Origin of the sequence: Streptomyces sp. 4N124, assembly GCF_052245395.1 — a bacterium.
GTDB lineage: Bacteria > Actinomycetota > Actinomycetes > Streptomycetales > Streptomycetaceae > Streptomyces.
In genome coordinates this window covers 93,789-115,220 of the sequence record NZ_JBQQBS010000005.1, presented here as the reverse complement: position 1 = coordinate 115,220, position 21,432 = coordinate 93,789, and the positions used below count along the sequence as shown (strand labels likewise).

Here is a 21,432-nt window from a genome sequence, read left to right as displayed (position 1 = left end):
GGGGTGATCCCTTATGACTGCGCATGTCTGCGATTGACGCTTGAATGATCGGCGCCAGGGAAGCAGAGTACGGGGAGTCACCGGCCGTTTGCTATCCAGGGCGGACGCCGAGATGTACGACGTCCGGAACGCCCCGGGCAACGGGGATCTCATCGGTACGCACCTGTTGGAAACCGGCATTCCATAGGGTTCCTTCAAATTCCGGAGAGGGCTTCGCCGACCATACGGCCAGTACACCCCCTGGCCTCAACGCCCTTGCACAGCTTGCCAGTCCGGCCGGTGAGTACAGCCCGTCGTTGTCCTCGGTGACGGTCCAATCGGGCCCGTTGTCGATGTCGAGGCACAGGGCGTCGTACGTGTCGGAAATCTCATTGACGTAAGAGATCAGATCACTTTCGACGATCTCCGTGCGGGGATCCGAGAGGGCCTTTGCGGACAGTTCGGACAGTGGACCTTCGCGGTGCCAGTCGATGATGGCCGGTTCGCGTTCGACGACGGTAATGCGGCCCCAACGCCGGTTCTCCGCGGCATGTGCGAGCGAGAAGCCGACGCCCAGGCCTCCGATCAGCACGTTCGGCCGCTCGCGGGCGTCCAGGGCATCGAGTGCGACGTCGACGAGCCACCGTTCCGAGCGGCCGCCGGAGGTGTCCATGAGGAAGCAGCCGTTCGCGATGATCTGCAGCAGTTCGCCGTGGCGGCGCAGGACGACCTCTCCGTGCGGGCCCTCACGACGGTCCAGGACTTCGGGCATGTCGTATGCAGTGGGCATCGACCCATCGTGGCACTTCTCTGACGGATTGTTGACGGAATCGCGGAGAGAGCACGGGGTGCCGGTGTCGTCTGAGAGTTGGGTGTGAATCGGCTGCGAGGTGGCGTCGGTCACAGACAGCCGCTCACGAGGGCGCAGAGGGTGGGGGCGCAACGGAAGGAGCGCCGCACGGTGGAACGGATCGCGCCGACGACGTCTCCTGACGCCCTTCCCGAGGTCTCCGGGCTGCTGAACGGGATGCCGCGGCAACGGGGACCCGTGCCGGCGCCCCCTCGCAAGCGCGCCCCCCGTCCATGGCGCCTGCTGCCCACCCCCACGGGCACCCCCTTCACCTTCACCTACGCGGCCGTGCTGGCGGGCACCTCGCTGATCATGGAGTACGCCGACCCGGCCGTCGTCCACACCCTCGTCCAGGGCTCCAGCACGGACGTGGCACACCTCGTTGCCACACCCGTGTTCGTGCTGCTGGCCAGCGCGCTGTGGGTCGCGGGCGGGATGCTGTCGCCGTTCGCGGTGGCCTTCCTGCTCGTCCTCACCGCCCTGGAACGGCGGATCGGCGGCGCGCGCACGGCCGTCGTGTTCCTGGCCGGGCATGTGCTGGCCACCCTCGCGACCGAAGTCCCCATCGGCCTCGCGGTACTGGCGGGCCATCTGCCCGACACCTCGCTCCATCGCCTCGACTACGGCATCAGCTTCGGCGTCGCGGCCTCGATCGGCGCGCTGGCGGGCCTGCTGTCACCGTGGCTGCGGTGGCCGCTGCTGGGTCTGTTCGGCTGGGTGCTCGTGGAGGACCTGATCGCGTTTCTGGATCCGATGTCCAATTGGGGGCATCTGATCGCGCTGGGGATCGGGATCGGGATGTGGCCGATAGTGCGGGGCGCTCCGCCCTAGGTGGGCTGGGATGTTGGTCGTCTGCGGCACCCTGGTGGCTGGTCGCGCCCACGCGGCGGAGCCGCATATTGATACAGCCCCGCGCCCCTTTGGGGCGCGTCGCCCCCTGCAGGCTATTTACGGAAGCGTCTTCCTCGCTCCCCACGGTCGTCCTAGGCTCGTGGACGTGCAGATTGGCGGCCCCTTCGCGGCGGAAGACCGCCGGGACTTCGAGCAGATCCTCGACGAGGTGCTGCGCTCTGCCCCGCACCGCCCGGAACTCACCGCCGTCGGACAGCGGCTCAACTCCGAACAGCTGCGCACCATGGCGCTCAGCGCCTCCGCACTCATCACGGCAGCGGCGGTCACCGAGTATCAGGACTACGTCCGCATCCGTGAGGAAGTGCGCCGACCCGCCGGGGCGGACTCGGCCTCCGAGAGCACCGGCGCGGGCGTCGTCGCCGTCGCCGCGGTCCTGGCCCCCGTCCTCGCCGCCACCGCCGCGGCCGTCCTCCTGATCGTCGGGTACACCCTGAAGGCGCTCGAACCCACGTCGAGCGCTGCCCGGACCCTGCTGACCACCGGCTGGGTCTTCGGCGCGATGGCCGCGGTCGCGATCCTCGTCGCCGCCGTCGGGCTGCTGATCACCGCCCTGCGCAACGGCCGCTCGTCCGCGGCCAGCCCCTCCGGCGAGCCGACCGACAGGGTGGCCAGCGCCAGAGAGGCCTGGCGCGAGGCCCTGCTGGAGCGCGGCATCGTGCCGTTCCTCCGTGAGGCGCTGGCCGAACCGGGCGGTGCCCGGGCCGTGCATCCGAGGCCGACGTCCGAGCCTCAGCCGGAGTAGCACCGGGAATGCGCAGGCTCCCGCGGCGCTTCCCCGTATGGCCCACTTTCCCGCCCGCCCCAACGCCTTCACCAGCACCGTCACTTCGATCGCTGACAGCGAACAGGCGCCGGGGAACATTCGGAGGCTCACGAGCATTGAGTCGGCATAGCTCAACTTGACTGCCGAAGGGGAGATCATGGCTTCGACGTCCTCACCGCTCACCCTGCCCGTGCTGCCGCTCGACGACGAGGTCGTGCTGCCCGGGATGGTGGTGCCGCTGGACCTGAACGACACCGATGTACGGGCCGCGGTGGAGGCCGCCCAGGTCGCCGCGCGGTCGGAGCCGGGGAAGCCGAAGGTGCTGCTGGTGCCGCGCATCGACGGGACGTACGCGGGCACGGGTGTGCTCGGCACCATCGAGCAGGTCGGCCGGCTCGCCGACGGTGACCCGGGTGCCCTCATCCGGGGGCGCGGGCGCGTGCAGATCGGGGCCGGGACCACCGGGCCGGGCGCGGCGCTGTGGGTAGAGGCGACCAGGGTCGACGAGAGCGTGCCCGAGCCGCTGCCGGGCCACGTCACCGAACTGGTCAAGGAGTACAAGGCCCTCGCCACCGCCTGGCTGCGCCGGCGCGGCGCCTGGCAGGTCGTGGACCGCGTGCAGGCCATCGACGACGTCTCCGCGCTCGCCGACAACTCCGGCTACTCGCCCTTCCTCACCACCGACCAGAAGATCGAGCTGCTGGAGACCGGCGACCCCGTCGCCCGCCTCAAGCTCGCCACCCAGCAGCTGCGCGACCACCTCGCCGAGCAGGACGTCGCCGAGACCATCGCCAAGGATGTCCAGGAGGGCGTCGACAAGCAGCAGCGCGAGTTCCTGCTCCGCCGTCAGCTGGAAGCCGTACGCAAGGAACTGCGCGAGCTGAACGGCGAGAAGGACGGCGAGGAGTCCGACGACTACCGCGCCCGCGTCGAAGCCGCCGACCTCCCCGAGAAGGTCCGCGAGGCCGCGCTCAAGGAGGTCGACAAGCTGGAGCGGTCCAGCGACCAGTCCCCGGAGGGCTCCTGGATCCGCACCTGGCTCGACACCGTCCTCGAACTGCCGTGGAACGAACGGACGGAGGACGCGTACGACATCCAGGGCGCGAAGGAGATCCTCGACGCCGAGCACGCGGGCCTGGAGGACGTGAAGGAGCGGATCACCGAGTACCTGGCGGTGCGCAAGCGGCGCAGCGAGCGCGGCCTCGGTGTCATCGGCGGGCGGCGCGGCGGTGCCGTACTGGCCCTCGTCGGCCCGCCCGGCGTCGGCAAGACCTCGGTCGCCGAGTCGGTCGCGCACGCCATGGGCCGCAAGTTCGTCCGCGTCGCCCTCGGCGGCGTCCGCGACGAGGCCGAGATCCGCGGCCACCGGCGTACGTATGTCGGCGCGCTGCCCGGCCGTATCGTCCGCGCCGTCAAGGAGGCCGGGTCGATGAACCCGGTCGTCCTGCTCGACGAGATCGACAAGGTGGGCTCGGACTTCCGGGGCGACCCGGCGGCGGCCCTGCTCGAGGTCCTGGACCCGGCGCAGAACCACACGTTCCGCGACCACTACCTGGAGGTCGAACTCGACCTGAGCGATGTCGTCTTCCTCGCCACGGCGAACGTCCTGGAGGCCATCCCGGAGGCCCTGCTCGACCGTATGGAGCTGGTCCGCCTCGACGGCTACACCGAGGACGAGAAGATCGTCATCGCCCGCGACCACCTGCTCCCGCGCCAGCTGGAGCGGGCCGGCCTGAACACGGACGAGGTCGTCATCGACGAGAGCGCGCTGCGCAAGCTCGCCGGCGAGTACACGCGCGAGGCGGGCGTCCGCAACCTGGAGCGCTCCATCGCACGGCTGCTGCGCAAGGTCGCGGCGGAGCACGAACTCGGCGAGCGGAAGCTGCCGTTCACCGTCGGCGACGGTGACCTCCGTGGCCTGATCGGCCGGCCGCACCACGTGCCCGAGTCCGCGCAGGACCCGGCGGAGCGCCGTACGGCGGTCCCCGGTGTCGCCACCGGCCTCGCGGTGACCGGCGCGGGCGGTGACGTCCTGTTCGTCGAGGCGTCGCTGGCCGACCCGGAGACGGGCGCGGCGGGCCTGACGCTGACCGGCCAACTGGGTGACGTGATGAAGGAGAGCGCGCAGATCGCCCTGTCCTTCCTGCGCTCGCACGGCGCCGAACTGGAGCTGCCGGTGGCCGACCTGAAGGACCGGGGCGTGCACATCCACTTCCCGGCGGGCGCGGTGCCGAAGGACGGCCCGAGCGCGGGTGTCACGATGACGACCGCCCTCGCGTCCCTGCTCTCCGGCCGCCTGGTCCGCACGGACGTGGCGATGACCGGCGAGGTCTCGCTGACCGGCCGGGTCCTCCCGATCGGCGGCGTGAAGCAGAAGCTCCTCGCGGCCCACCGCGCGGGCGTCACCACCGTCGTCATCCCCAAGCGCAACGAGCCCGACCTGGACGACGTCCCCGCCGAGGTGCTGGACAAGCTGGACGTCCACACCGTCACCGACGTCCGCCAGGTCCTGGAACTGGCCCTGTCGCCGGCCACGAGCGACGCGGCCCCGGAGGTTCCGGTCGCGGCGTGACGGGCGCGACCGGACAGGCAAGGCCCGGGTCCCTGTGAGGGAGGCCCGGGCCTTCGCCGTACGGCGGGAACGTCAGCCGTTGGCCAGCGCGACCACCCGGTCCAGCGCCCCGTTGAACTTGTTGTGGTCCCCGACCGTCGGCCCGGAGGACGTGTACTGCCACATCGTGTAGTACGACCATCCCGCGGGCAGCGTGCCCACGGTCGACGCGTACCGGGCGATCCACAGCGGGTTGGCGGAGGCGAAACCGGCGTAGTTGCCGGTGCACTGGGTCCACCAGCTGGTGGCGGTGTAGATGACGGCGTCGCGGCCGGTGCGGGCCTTGTACTGGTTCAGGAAGTCGCGGATCCAGGTGACCATGCCGCTCTGCGTCTTGCCGTAGCAGGTTGCGCCGTACGGGTTCCACTCGATGTCGAGGGCGCCTGGCAGGGTCTTGCCGTCGCGGGACCAGCCGCCACCGTGGTCGACGAAGTAGTTCGCCTGGGCGGCGCCGCTGGTGGTGTCGGGGGTGGCGAAGTGATAGGCGCCGCGGACCATGCCGACGTTGTAGGAGCCGGTGTACTGCTGGGCGAAGTAGGGGTTCGTGTAGTACGTCCCTTCGCTCGCCTTCGTGTAGGCCCACCGGACGCCGCTGTTCCAGAGGGTGGACCAGGCGACGTTGCCCTGATGGCTGGAGACGTCCACGCCCTCCGTCTGGGTGGCGCGGGCATCGGCGGGCAGGCCGTGCTGTCCGTCGTGGGCGAGGACGCCCATGCCCATGTAGGCGGAGCCGCGGGCCGGCTCGTCGGCGTCCGGTTCGTCGTCGGCGGTGGCCGGGGCGGCGAGGGAGAGGAGGAGGGAGAGGGCAGCGAGCAGGGTGCCGGCGAGGGAGAGGCGCCGGGGGTGTACCGATCCAAGTCTGTGCACGGTCATAGCGTGCCTCCGAGGGCTCGGTTGTGCTCGGTGGAGAAGGCGATGGGGGGAACGCGGCTGCCGGCGCCGCTTCCGATGTGTCTGGCGTGGGCATGCCAGCAAGTTCCTGATAGAGAAGCTACGCACGCAGAAGACCGGGTGGGAAGGGGGTCCGGGGGCTGCCGTTGGTCTACGCCTACGAAATACTGGCGGAGCTGCGGCTATGACTGCATTTGGCGGAAACTTTCAGGACCGGGAAATTCAAGGTAGGGGCTGACGTGCACGAAGACGGAAACGGCGGCGGACGTCGAGTCGAATCCGACACGTCGCCGAGTGGTGTGGACCGGGAATTCCTGTCCCTGGAGCGCGAGTTGACGGTGCTGCTGCGCCGGGCCCGGGCCAGCCAGGGCGAGATGGCCCGCGAGGTCCACCCCGACCTGGAGTCCGCCGCGTACGGTCTGCTGGTCCGGCTGGATGAACTCGGCGGCCAGCGCGCCACGGAACTCGCCGCGTACATCGGTGTCGGCAAGGCCACGATGTCCCGTCAGCTGCGTGCGCTGGAGGACCTCGGTCTGGTCGTCCGTGAGCCCGACCCGGCGGACGGGCGGGCCTGGCTCATCCATCTGACGGAGGAGGGGCGCGGCCGGGTCGGGAAAGTGCGGGAAGCGCGCCGGGCGCGGTACGTGAACCAGCTGGCCCACTGGGATCGCGGGGAGGTCGCCGAGCTGGCGCGGCTGCTGCATCAGCTGAACCGGCAGATGGAGAGCTAGGCGCTCTGCGGAGCCGGTTTGTCGTCTGCGGCGCCGTTGTGGCTGGTCGCGCAGTTCCCCGCGCCCCTTTGGGGCGCTTCAACAAGGTCGCTTACAACTCCGCGTACACCACCGTCGCGTCATCATGCGTCTTGCTGCGCCGCAGGTGCACCCGCTCCGTGTCCGCCAGTTCCAGCGCCCGTACCTGGGCCACCAACTCCCCGGCCCCCTCCTTGCGTACGAGGTCGAAGCAGTCTGCCCAGTCGCCCGCGCCGAACTTCTCCACCCAGCGGGTAGCGCCGTCGGTCAGGGCGGCCAGGGCGCGGACCTCGCGGCGTGGCAGTGCTCCCGTCACCGCCCGCGCGGCGACCGTCGGGTCCGCGGCGGCGGTGTAGAAGCCGCCCTCCTTGTTGCGGACGGTGGCGTCGGCGAGGGCGTCGGTGGTGAGGGAGGTGCGGGGGAGGCGGGAGAGGCGGTCGTCGAGCAGGGGCGTGATCGTGCCGTCGGTGGATTCCACCAGGAGCGCCGAGTCGGAGAGGACCAGGTACTCGACGGCGTCCGGGGACCAGCGGGCCAGGACCACGGTTGCCTGTGGGGTGCGTGGGTGAGAAAGGTCACAGGTTTGCGCGTGGGACTCGGCGGTACGCGCGATGGCGGAGGCAAGGGTTTCGGCCAGCGGAACATCCGGGAGAGAAACGGTCAGTTCGGTCAGGGCTCCGCCGAGACGGGCGCAGTACCAGGGGACGGAATGCAGACAGCCGGTCCCGTCCTTCGGGGGTGTCACTCCGTCCAGGACGACGAGGGCGCCGCCCTGTCCGGAGGCCGGTACGGCGACACTCGCGAAGTCCTCGTTGGGGTGGGTCGGATCGCCGGGCTCCGAGACAACTTCGGTTCGCATTCGGCCAGTCTCCACGAGCTCTTCACGAGGTTCGTCAAAGGGTCGCAACAGTCGCCGAGTTGATGCACTCGTGCAGGACCCTCGCAGGTCAGAAGCCTGAAATGGGGTGGAATGGTTTCTTCCGGGAAGGCGTGGCGGCACATAGTGCCACCGCACGCCGCAGACGTCCAACCGGCCCGCCGCCGTGGCCCGTCGGAGGCGCCACAGGAACTTGCCCGGCCACTGCCGACCGAGGTTCACTCCTTCGGGTGGCGGGTCAGGTGATGCGCGACCCGCTGCCCACCGGCGTGGGAGGGTCGGGATCCGTACCGGGCGGACGTACCGGCTGGGAGCACCAGTTGACGCAGCGCCACCCGGGCCATGGGTATCACGAGTCAGGAATGCGAGCACCGGTGCAGAAGACGCGGCCTCGTCGTACAGGCAAGCAGACGGCCTCCCCAGGGGGCGCGGAGCACACGTCGGACACACTCGCCGGCAAGGGCCGCCCGACCCACGTACGCAACCGGCTGATCGTCGCTGTCGCCGTGGTGGCCGCCGCCGTCGCCGGGGCCGGAGCGCCCTCGCTCATCGCCGCCTCGGGGCAGCTGAGCGATTCCCAGTCGCTGGTGACGCTCTCCGAGCAGACCGAGAACGCGCTGGGGCTCGCCCACTCGCTCGCCGACGAGCGGGACGAGGTGACCTCGTACATCGCGGCCGGCCGGCCCAAGTCGAAGGCGCCGAGCGAGCAGCGCAGCGTCCGCGTGGACCGGCAGGTCGAGGAGTTGCGCGCCGACCCGGACGCGCCCGCCTCGCTGCGGTCCGACCTCGACGGGATCGCGGCCGTACGGAGAGCGGCGCTCACCGGAAAGAGCAGTGCTCTCGACACGCACGACGCCTACTCCGCCACCATCGCCGAACTCCACCGGCTCGCCGAGCAACTGGCCGAGGAGATGCCGCCCCGCGCGGGCTCCGGCGCCTACGCCCTCGCCGAGCTGGACTCCGCCGTCCAGCAGGCCGCCGCCGCCCGCGGACTGCTCCTCGCCGCGCTCAACATCCCGCGCACCACCGAGACGGTCATCGACCCCATCACCGGACTGCCCACCACCGTCACCCGGTCCTCCGACGCCGACATCAAGCAGCGCGACGCCCTCACCTCCGCCGCCCAGGAGGCCCGGCTGCGTTCCGACGCGGCCCTCGCCGAGTTCCGCGACACCGCGCCCAAGTCGGCCCGGACCTCGTACGACAACACGGTCACCGGTCCCGAGGTCGACTCCGGCGAGAAGTACCTCGCCGCCCTCACCGACCAGCCGACCCTCTCCGACGGCGAACTCGGCACCAGCGCCGACAAGGCGAACGCCGCCCTGTCCGCCCGTGTCGACGCGATGCGCGGCGCCGAGTCCGCGCTCTTCGACCGGCGCACCAAGGACCTCGCCCAGCTGCGCGACGACGATGTCACCGAGCTGGAGATCCGGATCGCCGTCCTCGGCGCGCTGGTCCTGCTGACCATCGGTGTCGCCACGGCCATGGCGCGTACGCTCACCCGCCCGCTCTCCGTCCTGAAGCGCGGCTCGGCCCGGCTGGCGAACGCGGAGGACCCCGCCGCCGCGGAACCCGTCACCTTCACCGGCCGCAACGACGAGTTCGCCCAGGTCGTCCGCTCCGTCAACGCCCTGCACGCGCAGGCCGTCGCCCTCCACGAGCGGGTCGCCACGCTGGAGGCCGACCGCAAGCACCTGGTCGGCCAGCGGCAGAAGATGGCCGACGCCCGCGAGCAGCTGCGGGCCGAACTCGCCGAGTCCAGCGCCCAGTTGGACCGGCTGCGGGACAGCATCGGCGCCACCTTCGTCAACCTCGCGCTGCGCACCCTCGGCCTCGTGGAACGCCAACTCGGCGTCATCGAGGGCCTGGAGGAGCGCGAGCAGGACCCCGACCGGCTCGCCACCCTCTTCAAGCTCGACCACTTCGCCACCGTCATGCGCCGGCACAGCGAGAACCTCCTGGTCCTCGCCGGCACCGAGCACGGCCGGCACAGCGCCGGGCCCGTGCCGCTGATCGACGTCGTACGGGCCGCGGTGAGCGAGATCGAGCGGTACGAGCGGGTCCGCATCGCCGCGCTGCCGCCGCATGCGCACATCGCCGGGTTCGCCGCGGACGACCTGAGTCATCTGCTCGCCGAACTCATGGAGAACGCCACCTCGTCCTCGCCGCCCGAGCTGCCCGTCGAGATCTCCGGCTGGCTGCTGGAGAGCGGCGAGGTCATGCTCTCCGTCCAGGACGAGGGCATCGGCATGACCGCCGAGCGGATGTCCGCCCTCAACGCCCGCCTAGCCGACTTCGACCCGGCGGCGTCGTACGACCAGGAGGGCGAGGAGGGTCTCGGCCTCGGCCTGTACGTCGTGGCCCGCCTGGCCCACCGGCTCGGCGTCCGCGTCCAGCTGCGCGAGCAGAAGCAGGGCGGCGTCGCCTCGGTCGTCGTCCTGCCCAAGGGCCTGCTGGCCGCCGCCCCGCCCGTCGAGGTCCCGTCGTCGTCACCGGGCGCCGACGCCGAGGCCAACTCCAACGTCCTGCACGGCCGTTCGGAGACCGGCGACGACCCGCTGGTCGCGCTGGCGGAGAAGGCGGTACGGGAAACGGGGCACGCCGACAAGGCCGTACCGGACCCGGCGGGCCCGCGGGAGCACCCAGCCGAGACGACGATAGAGCTCCTGCTCCCCACCACCGCACCGACCGAGCCCGCGGCCGCCGACGGCGAGGACGCCCCACAGGGGCCACCCGCACCCGACGACGAAAGCAGCACGGGTGGTGCGGGTGGGAACGAACCCGCCGAAGGCGAAGCCGAGGCGGAACACCAGCGCACCCCCGACGAGCCCGAAGAACTAGTCACCGACAAGGGCCTGCCCAAGCGCACCCCGAAGATCTCCGCGCCCACATCGGTGCCCCGCCCGCGCAGCGGTTCCGTGGACGCCGAAGCCCTGCGCCGCCGCCTCGGCGGCTTCCGCCGAGGGGCCGAGGCGGGCTACCGCGACGTCGAGGCGGAGATCGCCGAACAGACGGGCCGGCACCAGGTACCCGACGCATCCACCACACGCGCACCACATGACGCACAAGCCGAAGAAGCCACGGGGGGCACCGTCGAGGAGGCAAGCAGTTGACCGCGCCCAGTACCTTCGGAACCTTCGGACTGAGCAGTGAAGCCCGCAATCTGCACTGGCTGCTGACGAACCTGGTCGAGGAGGTGCCGGGCATCGAGTCGGTCGCAGTGGTCTCCTCCGACGGACTGCTGCTGCTCTCCTCGGACCCGGGCCGCAACGCCGCGGCGCGCGAGGCCCTCGCCGCCCGCCCCACCGGCCCCCGCGGCTCCTCCGCCGACCTCGCCACCGTCGTCTCCGGCATCGGCAGTCTCACCATCGGCACCGCGAAGCTCATGGAGTTCGGCACGGTGAAGCACACGATGGTCGCGATGGACGAGGGCAGCCTGTTCGTGATGTCGATCAGTGACGGGTCGCTGCTCGGCGTGCACGGCTCGGCGGACTGCGACATGAGCGTAGTGGCATATCACATGGCACTGTTCGTCGGCCGCGCCGGACACGTCCTGACCCCCGAACTCCGCAGCGAACTCCGAAAATCCCTGGAAGAGCCGACGGGGAGTGCCCGATGAGCAGCAGTGGTCCGAAGAAGCTCCCCGTCCGCGGCGCCGACCGCAAGCCCGCCCGGGTGCGCCCCTACTCGCTCACCGGCGGCCGTACCCGCTTCGGGCACGTCCTCCTCGTGGAGACGTTCGTAGCGAGCACAGCGGCCATCGAAGCCCCCGAGGAGCGCAGGGAACTGACGAATGGTTCCCTCACCACCCGGGTGATGCCGGAGATGCGGGCCATCGTCGAACTGTGCCGCCGTATGCGCACGGTGGCCGAGATCGCCGCGCTGCTGAAGATGCCGCTCGGCGTGGTCCGCGTGCTCATCAGCGACCTCGCGGACCAGGGAAAGATCCGTGTGTACGGCACCGGAACCGGCCACGGCACCGGCCGGCCGGACCGGGCACTGCTGGAAAGGGTGCTGAGTGGACTCCGTCGTCTCTGACGCCGCGAGAGGCGTCTCCCCCTTCGTCGAGCCCGAGCCCGACGAGAACCTCAGGTCCTGGCAGACGCAGCTCGCCCGCGCCCCCGTCGCCACGAAGATCGTCATCGCGGGCGGCTTCGGCGTAGGCAAGACCACCCTCGTCACGGCCGTCTCGGAGATCACGCCCCTCCAGACGGAGGCGCTGATGACCCAGGCCAGCGAGGACACCGACGACCTCACCGGCACCCCGGAGAAGCTGACCACCACCGTGGCCATGGACTACGGCCGCCTCACGCTCGACGACGACCTGGTGCTCTACCTGTTCGGCACGCCGGGCCAGCAGCGGTTCTGGTTCATGTGGGACGACCTGGTGCGCGGCGCGATCGGCGCGGTGGTCATGGCCGACACCCGGCGCCTGAAGGACTGCTTCCCGGCGCTGGACTACTTCGAGAGCTGCGGGCTGCCGTATGTCGTCGCGGTCAACCACTTCGACGGCAGCGAGCGGTTCGAGCCGGAGGACGTGCGGGAGGCGCTGACGGTCCCCGCGCACATACCTGTCATGATCATGGACGCGCGGCGCAGGATCTCCGTGATCGAGACCCTGCTGGCCCTCGTCGGCCACGCGCTGGACGCCACCCCCGAGTAGCCCCCCAGTAGCCCCCGAACAGTCGCCTATAGGAGTCACCACCCGCATGCGGAAGATACTCGTCGTCGGAGCCGGCCAGTCCGGGCTCCAGCTCGCCCTCGGCCTCCAGTCGCACGGGTACGAGGTCACCCTGATGTCCAACCGGACGGCGGACGAGATCCGGGGCGGCCGGGTCATGTCGACGCAGTGCATGTTCCACACGGCTCTGCAGCACGAGCGCGATCTCCAGCTGAACTTCTGGGAGTCCCAGGCCCCGAAGATCGAAGGACTCGGCGTCTCGGTCGCCGCCCCCGGCTCCTGGAGCGAGGGCCCCGCGGCCCGCGCGATCGACTGGGTGGGCCGACTCGACGGGTACGCGCAGTCGGTGGACCAGCGGGTGAAGATGGCCGGCTGGATGGAGACGTTCGCCCAGCGCGGCGGCCAGCTCGTCATCCACGGTGCGGCCGTCTCCGACCTGGACTACTTCTCCCGTACGTACGACCTGGTGCTGGTCTCGGCGGGCAAGGGCGAGCTGGTGTCCATGTTCGCCCGGGACCCCGAGCGTTCCCCGTACAGCGAGCCGCAGCGTGCGCTCGCCGTCGCCTACGTCCACGGCATGGGCCCGCGCCCCGAGCACCCCGACTACGACGCGGTCCGCTGCAACCTGGTGCCCGGCGTCGGCGAGCTCTTCGTCATGCCGACGCTGACCACCTCCGGCCGCGCCGACATCCTGTTCTGGGAGGGCATACCCGGCGGCCCGCTCGACGTCTTCAACGGCGTCAAGGACCCGGCGGAACACCTCTCCCTGATCCTGGAACTCATGGAGCGGTTCACTCCGTGGGAGTACGCGCGGGCCACGAAGGTCGAACTCACGGACGCGGGCGGGGTGTTGAGCGGTCGTTACACTCCGACCGTCCGCAACCCGATCGGCCGCCTTCCCGGCGGTGGGCTGGTGCTGGGCGTCGCGGACGTCGTCGTCGCGAACGACCCCATCACCGGTCAGGGCTCCAACTCGGCGTCCAAGTGCGCGGCTTCCTATCTCGCCTCGATCCTTGAGCACGGGGAGAAGGAGTTCGACGAGGCGTGGATGCGGGGGGCTTTTGAGCGGTACTGGGAGACTGCGCGGCACGTCACCAAGTGGACGAACGCGATGTTGGCTCCGCCGCCGGAGCATGTGCTGAACCTCATTGGTGCGGCGGGGGAGTTGCAGCCGGTGGCTGATCGGTTCGCGAATGCGTTCAATGATCCGGCGGATTTTGAGGACTTCTTCTATGAGCCGGAGAAGACGGCGGCGTATTTGGGGTCTGTGGCCTAGTCGCCGTTGGGGGTGCGGGGTCTGGCGGCTTGCGGGTTCGTTGTGGCTGGTCGCGCAGTTCCCCGCGCCCCTGTGGGGCGCTCGTCTGGGCGTACGGCTCCAAGGATCGGGTTGGATGCGATCGGGGCCAGTTTGATCTTCTCGCCGGTTCTTGGTGCGTGCACGACCTTTCCGTCGCCCAAGTACATCGCCACGTGTGTGGCCTCCGGGAAGTAGATGACCAGGTCGCCGGGGCGGAGCTTCTTGAGGGGGATTCTCGGGAGTTGGGCCCATTGCTCCTGGCTGGTTCTCGGGATGGGCTTCCCGGCGTGGCTCCAGGCCTCTGAGGTCAGGCCGGAGCAGTCGTACGTCTTCGGGCCCTCGGCGCCCCATTCGTACGGCTTTCCGAGTTGCTGTACGGCGTAGCGCAGCGCCTCGTCGCCCTTGCGGGAGGGGGGTCGGTTGTCGGTCAGGGCGCCGGAGGCCATGAACTCGCGTTGTGCCTTGTCGGTGCCGCTCTTCTCGAACTCGGTCAGGGCGGTGAGCTGTTCGGCGGTGAGGGAGGCGAGGAGCTTCTCGACGTCGTGGAGCCGGTTGCGTACCTCGTCGCGCTGTTTCTTCTGCCGGGCGGCGAGGGAGAGTTGGCGGTCCAGGGCGGTGCGGGCCTTGCGTGCGAGGTCGTCGGCCCTGCGCTCGGTTCCGGTGAGCCGGTGCAGGGTCTCGGCCCGCTCCCGCGCCACCTGCCCGATCACATGACCCTGGTCGAGCGCGTGCTGTGGATCGCGGGCCAGGAGCAGCCGTACGTACGGGGAGATGTCGGTGCTGCCCTGGTACTGCTGGCGCGCGAGCCGTCCGGCCGCCCCACGGCTGTCGTGCAGGGAGAGCCGGGCGCGCGCGAGCGCCCGGTCCAGGCGGTCGACCTCGGTGCGCTGCTTCTTCAGCTGCTCCTCGGTGGCGTTGTAGGTCTCGGTGGCCCGCTCGGCCTCCCGGTACAACCGCTGAAGGTCCGTCAGCAGCCTGGCCACCGCACGGTCGCCGGGCTCAGGCACGGCCATGGCGGGTACGGCCGCGAGAACGGCCTGGGTCGCCACCGCCGCCGTACAGACCAGACGCAGAAGGTTTCCTGACACGTCATCACCTCCGGTGCGGGGCGGCCCCTCCGCTCCGCACCGCGAGCATCAGGCGGTCGCTCGTGTTTCGCGCGCGGGGTGTGCGCGGTTCGGCGCAACGCCGTCACTCGTCGGCGTCATCCCGCTTGCCGCCCGGCGTGGTGTCTGGCTTGGACCACGGCCACCGCAGTCCGCTGCCGCGCTTGCCCTGAGGGTCGTACTCGTACTTCCACCCCTGCGTCAGACCCAGCCGCTTGCTGTGCCCGCGCGGCACCCTGCGGTAGACCAGCACGGTGGGCTCGCCGCCGTCGGGGGCCGGGACCGGAATGCGGTACGTCTTGGGCGGGTGCCCGGTCATGCCCAGCAGCACGGGCAGGACGCGGCCGTCCATCGGGCCGCCCTCGAAGGGGGTGTCTACGGTCTTCACGGCACCAGTCTCAGCCATCCGCCGCGAGGGCCTCGACCAGGGCGGCGGTCTGCGGATCGCGTCCGCCTGTCACCGTCAGCGCGGCCATGAACTGCTCCACCAGCCAGTCCCGCAGCTCGTCGAGCGGCGGCTGCTTGCCCTCGTCGAGCCAGATCAGCGAGGCCGCCTCCACCGCCGTGATCCACATCCGTACGGTCATCCGCAGCAGCAGGCCGGGCTCCGGGACGGCGAGATGGCTGAGGATGTGCTCGGCGGCGGCCCGGCGTACGCCGTCGACGATGGCCGTCGTACGGGACGTCTCGACGACGCTGCCGCCCTGGAGGAGGGCGCTGAAACCGGTGTCGTGCTCGTCGACGAAGGCCAGGTAGCGGTCGAGGGCCCGCACCAGCCGGGGCAGGCGCGGGCCCACGCGGGGCTCGTCGAAGCACTGCTGCAGCTCGTCCGCGGCGGACCTGAGGGCGGCCTCGTAGAGCTGCTGCTTGCCGCCTGGGAAGTACCGGTAGACCAAGGGGCGGGAGACTCCGGCTGCCTCTGCCACGTCGTCGAGCGAGACGTCCTCGGGGGTGCGGTGTGCTAAGAGTCTCAGCGCGGCGTCGAGGAGCTGACTTCGTCGCTCCTCGACGCTCAGGCGGCGGTAGGCGGGGGCGGCGGGGGTCATGGGTGCAGCCTAATCGCCGTGGGCGGTGCGGGGTCGTTCGGCGGCTGCGGGTTCGTTGTGGCTGGTCGCGCAGTTCCCCGCGCCCCTTACGTCGGTCAGCTCACCTATGCCAGGAGGCCCGATGCCTTCCAAAGTCGTCGGCCCATCCCCCGCATCACCCCTATGTCGTCCAGGAAGTCCGTCAGGCGCTTCGCGCCCGTCTGCATGACCTCCCTGCGGTGGCCGCTGGCCTTGACCTGGGCCATGGCCTCCCGTTTGTCCAGGCCTACGTTCGTGTAGACCTCGGGGTTCACGAAGGCCACCGAGAAGACGCGGGCGAACTCGCCGGAGGAGATGCGGGTGAACTCCTGGGACCACTTCGGGGCGGTCACCATCTGGCGGCGGAGTTCCTCACGGGCGTACCGGACGTGGCGTGCCTCCTCCACGACATGGATGCGCGTGACGCCGCGGACGAGGGGCTGTACTCGCTCGTCCGGGAAGGTCAGCCGCTGCATCCAGTCGAGGACCTCCTCGCCGAGGAGGGTCGCGGTGAAGGAGCCGGGGGTGGTGGAGATGGTCTTGAACAGGCGGCCGAGGTTCTGGTGGACGCGGCTCACGGGGTACCACGGTGTGCCGCCCTGTGTGATCAGGCGGGCGAACATCTTCGAGTGCCGGCACTCGTCCTCGATCTCGGTCAGCGCGTAGCGCACATGCGCGCTCGTCGCCGCCTTGTCGTAGATGTGCCGGGTGAGCAGCTGCATCAGGATGATCTCGAACCAGATCCCGAGTGAGGCGAGCGCGGCGGCCTCGTGCTGGGAGAGCAGGATCCGCTGCTCCTCGCTCATCCGCTGCCACATCGGGGTGTCGTAGAGGGACACCAGTTCCGGCGGCCAGAACCACTTGCCCTCCTCGAAGGGCGCGTCCCAGTCCAGTTCCTTGTCGGGGTCGAAGGAGTGCTTGAGAGACGAGGCGAGCAACCGCTCTGCCACCTGCTCCCGGTCCTTGAGCAGGCCGAGCGCATCGCGCAGCCCGTCGAGCGCGTCGGCTTCGGTCACGGTCGTCATGCGCTTATGAGACCGCTTGTCAGCAAGCCCGTCAATCCCTTGCGCGCGACTTGTTGACCCCGCGTCTACCAAGTAGGAGCCTGCGATGCATGCCGACTGAAGACCTGTACGCCATGGACCCGGGAGACTCCCTCTGGCAGGTGCCGGCGACCGGCGCCGCCCGCTTCAGCTGGGAGTACGACGACGGGCGCGACCGCCTCCTCGCCCTCTACCAGAAGGGCAAGGACAAGCAGTGGGACGGACAGAAGCGGATCGACTGGGACCTGGAGGTCGACCCGTACGACGCGCTCGGCACCCCCGACGAGTCGATCAGCCTCTACGGCACCCCGTACTGGGCGAAGATGACGGACCGCGACAAGGGCGAGCTGCGCCGGCACCTCGCGTCCTGGCAGTTCAGCCAGTTTCTCCACGGTGAGCAGGGCGCGATGATCTGCGCGGCCCGGATCGTCGAGTCGGTCCCCGACCTGGACGCGAAGTTCTACTCGGCGACCCAGACGATGGACGAGGCCCGGCACGCCGAGATCTACGGCCGTTTCCTGCACGAGAAGATCGGCCTGCTGTACCCGATCAACGACAACCTCCAGTCCCTGCTGGGCGACACGCTGCGCGACTCACGCTGGGACATGCCGTACCTCGGCATGCAGGTGCTCATCGAGGGCCTCGCGCTCGCCGCCTTCGGCATGATCCGCGACACGACGGACAAGCCCCTGCCGAAGCAGATCCTGGCCTACGTCATGCAGGACGAGGCCCGGCACGTGGCCTTCGGCCGGATGGCGCTGCGCGACTACTACCGGCAGCTCAGCGACGCCGAACTGCGCGAGCGTGAGGAGTTCGTCATCGAGGGCTGCTATCTGATGCGCGACCGGCTGCGGGGCGTCGAGGTACTGGAGAACTTCGGCATCCCGAAAGCGGAGGCTGAGGAGTACAGCGAACGGTCCGAATTCCTCGCCCTCTTCCGCCAGTTGCTCTTCTCCCGCATCGTCCCCTGCGTCAAGGACATCGGCCTGTGGGGCAAGCGCCTCCAGCAGGCCTATGTCGACATGGGCGTCTTCGAGATGGGCGACTCCAACCTGGACCTGCTGATGGCACAGGACGAGGAGATCGCGGAGAAGCTGGACGCGGAACGGTTCGCGGCGGAGGAAAACGACCGGGTGGCGGAGGTACGGCAGGCGATCGACCTGGGGGCCACTGACTCCTAGGCCGGGCAGCCCAGGTCGTCGGGGACCTCCAGCGCCACCGGCTCCGCCCCCTGCGCCGGGAACGACGTGCGCAGCGTGAAGGCGTACGGAGTCGGCCCGTTCGTGCGCAGATGCAGCAGGCGGGACTCGGCCTCGGCGACGGTGGGACGGTGGCCGACGGGGACCCACCACATCGCCATCATCGCCTCCTCGACCCGCTCGAACCACTCCCGCCGACGCGCGAGCATCTCCCGGTGCCGGCCCTGGTACATGTACGCGGTCAGCGCGTTGGCGTCCCGCCACACCGACATGTTGATGATCAGCCACTCGTCGCCGAAGACCTGGATGTCGGTCGCGTCGCCGTCGTCCGACTGGAGCCGCCAGACGAATCCGTCAGCGGCGTCCGCATCCGCGTTGACCGGGTCGAGCGCGTCGACGAAGTCCTTCAACTCCGGGGAGTCCAGGGGAAACTTGAGGCGGGCGATGTTGACCTCGGCGAGTTCGTACGCGATGTCGGCAGTCGTCATGGACCGAACGGTAGGTCGGGACGATGGCCCACCGGTACCCCCGTCTCAGTAATCGAGCACGCCCGCCTACGAGTTCAGCACCGCCCGCATCACCGACCGCGCGATCGGCGCCGCGTCCCCGCCCCCGCTGATCTCGCCCCGGCGCGCCGAAGCGTCCTCGACCACCACCGCGACCGCCACCTTCGGCTCCATGTCGCCCTCGGCCTGCGCCCAGGAGACGAACCAGGCGTACGGCATCCCGGAGTTGTCGACGCCGTGCTGCGCGGTGCCGGTCTTGCCGCCGACGGTCGCACCCGGGATGGCGGCGCGCCGGCCGGTGCCCTCCGTGACCACGTCGGCCATCAGCTCCCTCATGCGGACGGCGGTCAACGGGTGCATCATCCGCCGCAGCGGACGCGACCCGGCCGTCGCCAGCGTCGCACCGCTCGCCCGGGTGGTCCGCTCGACCAGGTGCGGCGACCGCACCTGCCCGCCGTTCGCCACGGCCGCCGCGACCATCGCCATCTGCAGGGGCGTGGCCCGCGTGTTGTACTGCCCGATCGACGACAGCGCGAGCTGCGCCCTGTCCACCGAGGTGTCGAAGGTGCTCGGCGCCACCGAGAAGGGGATCTTCACCTCGGTGTCGTTGAAGCCGACGGCCTCCGCCGTCCGCGCCATGTCCGCCACACCCACCCGCACGCCCAGCCTCGCGAACACCGTGTTGCACGACCACACGAACGCCTCCCGCAGCGAGGCGTCCCGGCAGCCGTCGGCCTCGTTCGTCAGCGAGGTCGTCGTGCCGGGCAGGGTGTACGGGTCGGGCGAGTCCGTCGGCTCGTCCAGATCCTTCAGCACACCGGCGTCCAGCGCCGCCGCCGCGGTCACCACCTTGAAGGTGGAGCCCGGCGGATACGTCTGCCGCACCGCCCGGTTGAGCATCGGCTTGTCCCGGTCGCCGTTCAGCCGCTCCCAGGACCGCTTCGCCGCCGGCCCGTTCCCGGACAGTGCGGCGGGGTCGTACGACGGCGTGGACACCAGCGCCAGGATCCGTCCCGTCGCCGGCTCGATGGCCGCCACCGCGCCCTTGCGCCCGCCGAGCCCGGTGTACGCCGCCTTCTGCGCGGCCGGTTCGATCGTCGTCACGACGTCGCCGCCCGCGTTCTGCGACCGCGTGAGGTCGTTCCACAGCGGCAGCGGCGAGAGCATCGGGTCCGTGCCCGACAGGAGGTCGTCCTCGGCGTGCTCCAGGAGCGTCGTGCCGTACACCTGCGAGGCGAAGCCCGTGACGGGCGCGTACATCGGGCCGTGTGCGTACGTCCGTTCGTAGCGGAGCTGCTCGCCGGTGTCCTCGGAGCCGGTGAGGCGGGCGCCGTCGGCCAGGATGTCGCCGCGCGGCTGGCCGTAACGGGCGATGTGCTGGCGGCGGTTGGCCGGATTGTCGTCGTAGGACGGGGCCTGGAAGACCTGGATGCGGGCGGCGTTCACCAGGAGCGCGACCAGCAGCAGGGCGCAGAACACCGCGGCGAGCCTGATGTACCGGGTCATGGGGCGACCTGCCCGTCGTACTGCCGCCGTGCCGAGTCGCTGACCCGGACCAGCAGTGCCACGATCGCCCAGTTGGTGACCACCGACGAGCCGCCCTGCGCCAGGAACGGCATCGCCATGCCGGTCAGCGGGATCAGGCCGGTCACCCCGCCCGCGATCACGAACACCTGGAGCGCCACGATCGAGGCGAGGCCGACCGCGAGGAGTCGGCCGAACGGGTCACGCAGGAGCAGGCCCGCCCGGTAGCCGCGCTCCACTAGGAGGCCGTACAGCAGGAAGATCGCGGACAGGCCCGCCAGCCCCAGTTCCTCGCCCGCCGTCGCCAGGATGAAGTCCGACTTGGCCGCGAAGCCGATCAGGATGGAGTGGCCGAGGCCCAGGCCGGTGCCGAGCACACCGCCCGCCGCGAACGCGAACAGGGACTGGGCCAGCTGGTTGGCGCCCTGACCCGCCTCGATCGACGCGAACGGATGCAGCCAGTCCTCGACCCTGCTGTGCACATGCGGCTCCAGCCAGCCGACGGCGATGGCACCGAGCGCCGCCAGCAGCAGGCCGACCGCGATCCAGCCGGTGCGGCCGGTGGCGACGTACAGCAGGACCACGAACAGGCCGAAGAACAGCAGCGACGTCCCCAGGTCGCGCTCCAGGACCAGCACCCCGACGCTCAGCAGCCAGATCGCGACGATCGGGCCGAGGACCCGCCCGGTCGGCAGCTGGAGGCGCCAGATGCGGCGGCCGGTGTAGCGCAGCGCGTTGCGGTTGGCGGCGAGATACGCGGCGAAGAACACGGCGAGCAGCACCTTCGCGAACTCGCCCGGCTGGATGGAGAATCCCGCGATCCGGATCCAGATCCGGGCGCCGTTCACCGCCGGGAAGAAGATCGGCAGGGTGAGCAGGGCGAGGGCGGCCACGACACACACGTACGCATAGCGCTGGAGCACCCGGTGGTCGCGCAGCAGCAGCACGACGACGATGAACAACCCCACGCCCAGCGTCGACCACACCAGTTGGGTGGGCGCCGCCCGGTCGCCCGGCGTCTCCAGGTCGAGCCGGTAGATCAGCACCAGGCCGAGTCCGTTGAGCAGCACGCCGATCGGCAGCAGAAGCGGGTCCGCGTACGGGGCCCGCAGTCGGACCGCACAGTGCGCCAGCAAGGCCAGCACACCCAGCCCGGCGCCGTAACCGGCGGCGCCGGGTGGGAGGGAGCCGTTCTTCGCCAGGCCGACAGCGCAGTAGCCGTACACCGACAGGAGTACGGCGACGACGATCAGGGCGAGTTCGATGCCACGGCGCCGGGGGAGGCGTACGACGGGCGTGGAGGGGTCCGTCGCTGCTTCCAAGGTGGTTCCGGCCTTGCTCATGTCCGGAACTTACCCAAATAGCATGTCTTATGAGCCT

The 21,432-nt window shown here is 70.3% G+C and carries 20 protein-coding genes; 10 read left to right on the top strand and 10 right to left on the bottom strand.

Features of this window, described 5'->3' with window-relative positions:
* Nucleotides 1–91: 91 nt before the first annotated feature.
* Nucleotides 92–769, bottom strand: coding sequence for a spermidine synthase (locus ACTWQO_RS06935; RefSeq protein ID WP_443236452.1), 678 nt, complete (start codon nucleotides 767–769; stop codon nucleotides 92–94).
* A gap of 171 nt (nucleotides 770–940) precedes the next feature.
* Here ACTWQO_RS06935 and ACTWQO_RS06930 point away from each other — a divergent pair, with 171 nt between their 5' ends.
* From ACTWQO_RS06930 to lon, 3 genes are all read left to right on the top strand, one after another.
* A complete protein-coding gene (locus tag ACTWQO_RS06930; RefSeq protein WP_443236331.1) occupies nucleotides 941–1,660 on the top strand; it encodes a rhomboid-like protein in 720 nt (239 codons plus the stop codon).
* 160 nt (nucleotides 1,661–1,820) lie between these two features.
* Nucleotides 1,821–2,483, top strand: a complete 663-nt coding sequence (locus tag ACTWQO_RS06925) for a hypothetical protein (protein WP_443236330.1) — start codon at nucleotides 1,821–1,823, stop codon at nucleotides 2,481–2,483.
* Between the two features lie 178 nt (nucleotides 2,484–2,661).
* Nucleotides 2,662–5,076: an endopeptidase La gene (gene lon / locus ACTWQO_RS06920; protein WP_443236329.1), complete on the top strand. Its 2,415-nt coding sequence runs from the start codon at nucleotides 2,662–2,664 to the stop codon at nucleotides 5,074–5,076.
* A 72-nt stretch (nucleotides 5,077–5,148) separates the two neighbouring features.
* Here the strand turns inward: lon and ACTWQO_RS06915 are convergent, their stop codons facing one another.
* Nucleotides 5,149–5,988 (bottom strand): lysozyme, encoded by an 840-nt coding sequence (locus ACTWQO_RS06915; RefSeq protein ID WP_443236328.1) that lies wholly within the window; start codon nucleotides 5,986–5,988, stop codon nucleotides 5,149–5,151.
* Nucleotides 5,989–6,245: 257 nt separating this feature from the next.
* Between ACTWQO_RS06915 and ACTWQO_RS06910 the strand changes: the two genes are divergently transcribed.
* Nucleotides 6,246–6,737 (top strand): MarR family winged helix-turn-helix transcriptional regulator, encoded by a 492-nt coding sequence (locus ACTWQO_RS06910; RefSeq protein WP_443236327.1) that lies wholly within the window; start codon nucleotides 6,246–6,248, stop codon nucleotides 6,735–6,737.
* Between the two features lie 91 nt (nucleotides 6,738–6,828).
* On the opposite strand, the gene ACTWQO_RS06905 is transcribed toward ACTWQO_RS06910, so the two are convergent.
* Nucleotides 6,829–7,614, bottom strand: a complete 786-nt coding sequence (locus ACTWQO_RS06905) for a protein phosphatase 2C domain-containing protein (protein WP_443236326.1) — start codon at nucleotides 7,612–7,614, stop codon at nucleotides 6,829–6,831.
* Between the two features lie 392 nt (nucleotides 7,615–8,006).
* Between ACTWQO_RS06905 and ACTWQO_RS06900 the strand changes: the two genes are divergently transcribed.
* Genes ACTWQO_RS06900 through ACTWQO_RS06880 form a run of 5 tightly spaced genes read left to right on the top strand, consistent with a single transcriptional unit; the run spans nucleotide 8,007 to nucleotide 13,589 of the window.
* The gene (locus ACTWQO_RS06900; protein ID WP_443236325.1) at nucleotides 8,007–10,745 is read left to right on the top strand and encodes a nitrate- and nitrite sensing domain-containing protein; all 2,739 of its coding nucleotides are present in this window, start codon (nucleotides 8,007–8,009) and stop codon (nucleotides 10,743–10,745) included.
* Nucleotides 10,742–11,251: a roadblock/LC7 domain-containing protein gene (locus tag ACTWQO_RS06895; protein WP_443236324.1), complete on the top strand. Its 510-nt coding sequence runs from the start codon at nucleotides 10,742–10,744 to the stop codon at nucleotides 11,249–11,251. The genes ACTWQO_RS06900 and ACTWQO_RS06895 overlap by 4 nt, the downstream gene beginning before the upstream one ends.
* Entirely contained in the window at nucleotides 11,248–11,670 is a 423-nt protein-coding gene (locus tag ACTWQO_RS06890) for a DUF742 domain-containing protein (RefSeq protein ID WP_443236323.1), read from the top strand. Before ACTWQO_RS06895 ends, ACTWQO_RS06890 begins: the two co-directional genes overlap by 4 nt.
* Entirely contained in the window at nucleotides 11,651–12,295 is a 645-nt protein-coding gene (locus tag ACTWQO_RS06885; protein ID WP_443236322.1) for a GTP-binding protein, read from the top strand. The genes ACTWQO_RS06890 and ACTWQO_RS06885 overlap by 20 nt, the downstream gene beginning before the upstream one ends.
* 46 nt (nucleotides 12,296–12,341) lie before the next feature.
* Complete coding sequence (locus ACTWQO_RS06880) at nucleotides 12,342–13,589, top strand: styrene monooxygenase/indole monooxygenase family protein (protein WP_443236321.1); 1,248 nt, start codon at nucleotides 12,342–12,344, stop codon at nucleotides 13,587–13,589.
* Here the strand turns inward: ACTWQO_RS06880 and ACTWQO_RS06875 are convergent.
* The 4 genes from ACTWQO_RS06875 to ACTWQO_RS06860 all read right to left on the bottom strand — a co-directional run bounded on the left by ACTWQO_RS06875 (nucleotide 13,586) and on the right by ACTWQO_RS06860 (nucleotide 16,805).
* Nucleotides 13,586–14,698, bottom strand: a complete 1,113-nt coding sequence (locus ACTWQO_RS06875; protein WP_443236320.1) for an NlpC/P60 family protein — start codon at nucleotides 14,696–14,698, stop codon at nucleotides 13,586–13,588. The two genes, ACTWQO_RS06880 and ACTWQO_RS06875, sit on opposite strands and share 4 nt — an antisense overlap.
* Nucleotides 14,699–14,801: 103 nt before the next feature.
* Nucleotides 14,802–15,104, bottom strand: a complete 303-nt coding sequence (locus ACTWQO_RS06870; RefSeq protein WP_443236319.1) for a hypothetical protein — start codon at nucleotides 15,102–15,104, stop codon at nucleotides 14,802–14,804.
* Nucleotides 15,105–15,114: 10 nt separating this feature from the next.
* Nucleotides 15,115–15,762, bottom strand: a complete 648-nt coding sequence (locus tag ACTWQO_RS06865) for a TetR/AcrR family transcriptional regulator (RefSeq protein WP_443236318.1) — start codon at nucleotides 15,760–15,762, stop codon at nucleotides 15,115–15,117.
* A 104-nt stretch (nucleotides 15,763–15,866) separates the two neighbouring features.
* Nucleotides 15,867–16,805: an AurF N-oxygenase family protein gene (locus ACTWQO_RS06860; RefSeq protein WP_443236317.1), complete on the bottom strand. Its 939-nt coding sequence runs from the start codon at nucleotides 16,803–16,805 to the stop codon at nucleotides 15,867–15,869.
* 89 nt (nucleotides 16,806–16,894) lie between these two features.
* Here ACTWQO_RS06860 and ACTWQO_RS06855 point away from each other — a divergent pair, with 89 nt between their 5' ends.
* Nucleotides 16,895–18,004: a ferritin-like domain-containing protein gene (locus tag ACTWQO_RS06855; protein WP_443236316.1), complete on the top strand. Its 1,110-nt coding sequence runs from the start codon at nucleotides 16,895–16,897 to the stop codon at nucleotides 18,002–18,004.
* On the opposite strand, the gene ACTWQO_RS06850 is transcribed toward ACTWQO_RS06855, so the two are convergent.
* From ACTWQO_RS06850 to ACTWQO_RS06840, 3 genes are all read right to left on the bottom strand, one after another.
* Nucleotides 18,001–18,510, bottom strand: coding sequence for a DUF3291 domain-containing protein (locus ACTWQO_RS06850; RefSeq protein ID WP_443236315.1), 510 nt, complete (start codon nucleotides 18,508–18,510; stop codon nucleotides 18,001–18,003). The two genes, ACTWQO_RS06855 and ACTWQO_RS06850, sit on opposite strands and share 4 nt — an antisense overlap.
* Before the next feature lie 66 nt (nucleotides 18,511–18,576).
* Nucleotides 18,577–20,034 carry a penicillin-binding transpeptidase domain-containing protein gene (locus ACTWQO_RS06845; RefSeq protein WP_443236314.1) on the bottom strand — a complete coding sequence of 486 codons (1,458 nt, stop codon included), beginning with the start codon at nucleotides 20,032–20,034 and terminating at the stop codon, nucleotides 18,577–18,579.
* Complete coding sequence (locus ACTWQO_RS06840) at nucleotides 20,031–21,395, bottom strand: FtsW/RodA/SpoVE family cell cycle protein (protein WP_443236313.1); 1,365 nt, start codon at nucleotides 21,393–21,395, stop codon at nucleotides 20,031–20,033. The genes ACTWQO_RS06845 and ACTWQO_RS06840 overlap by 4 nt, the downstream gene beginning before the upstream one ends.
* Nucleotides 21,396–21,432: the final 37 nt, after the last annotated feature.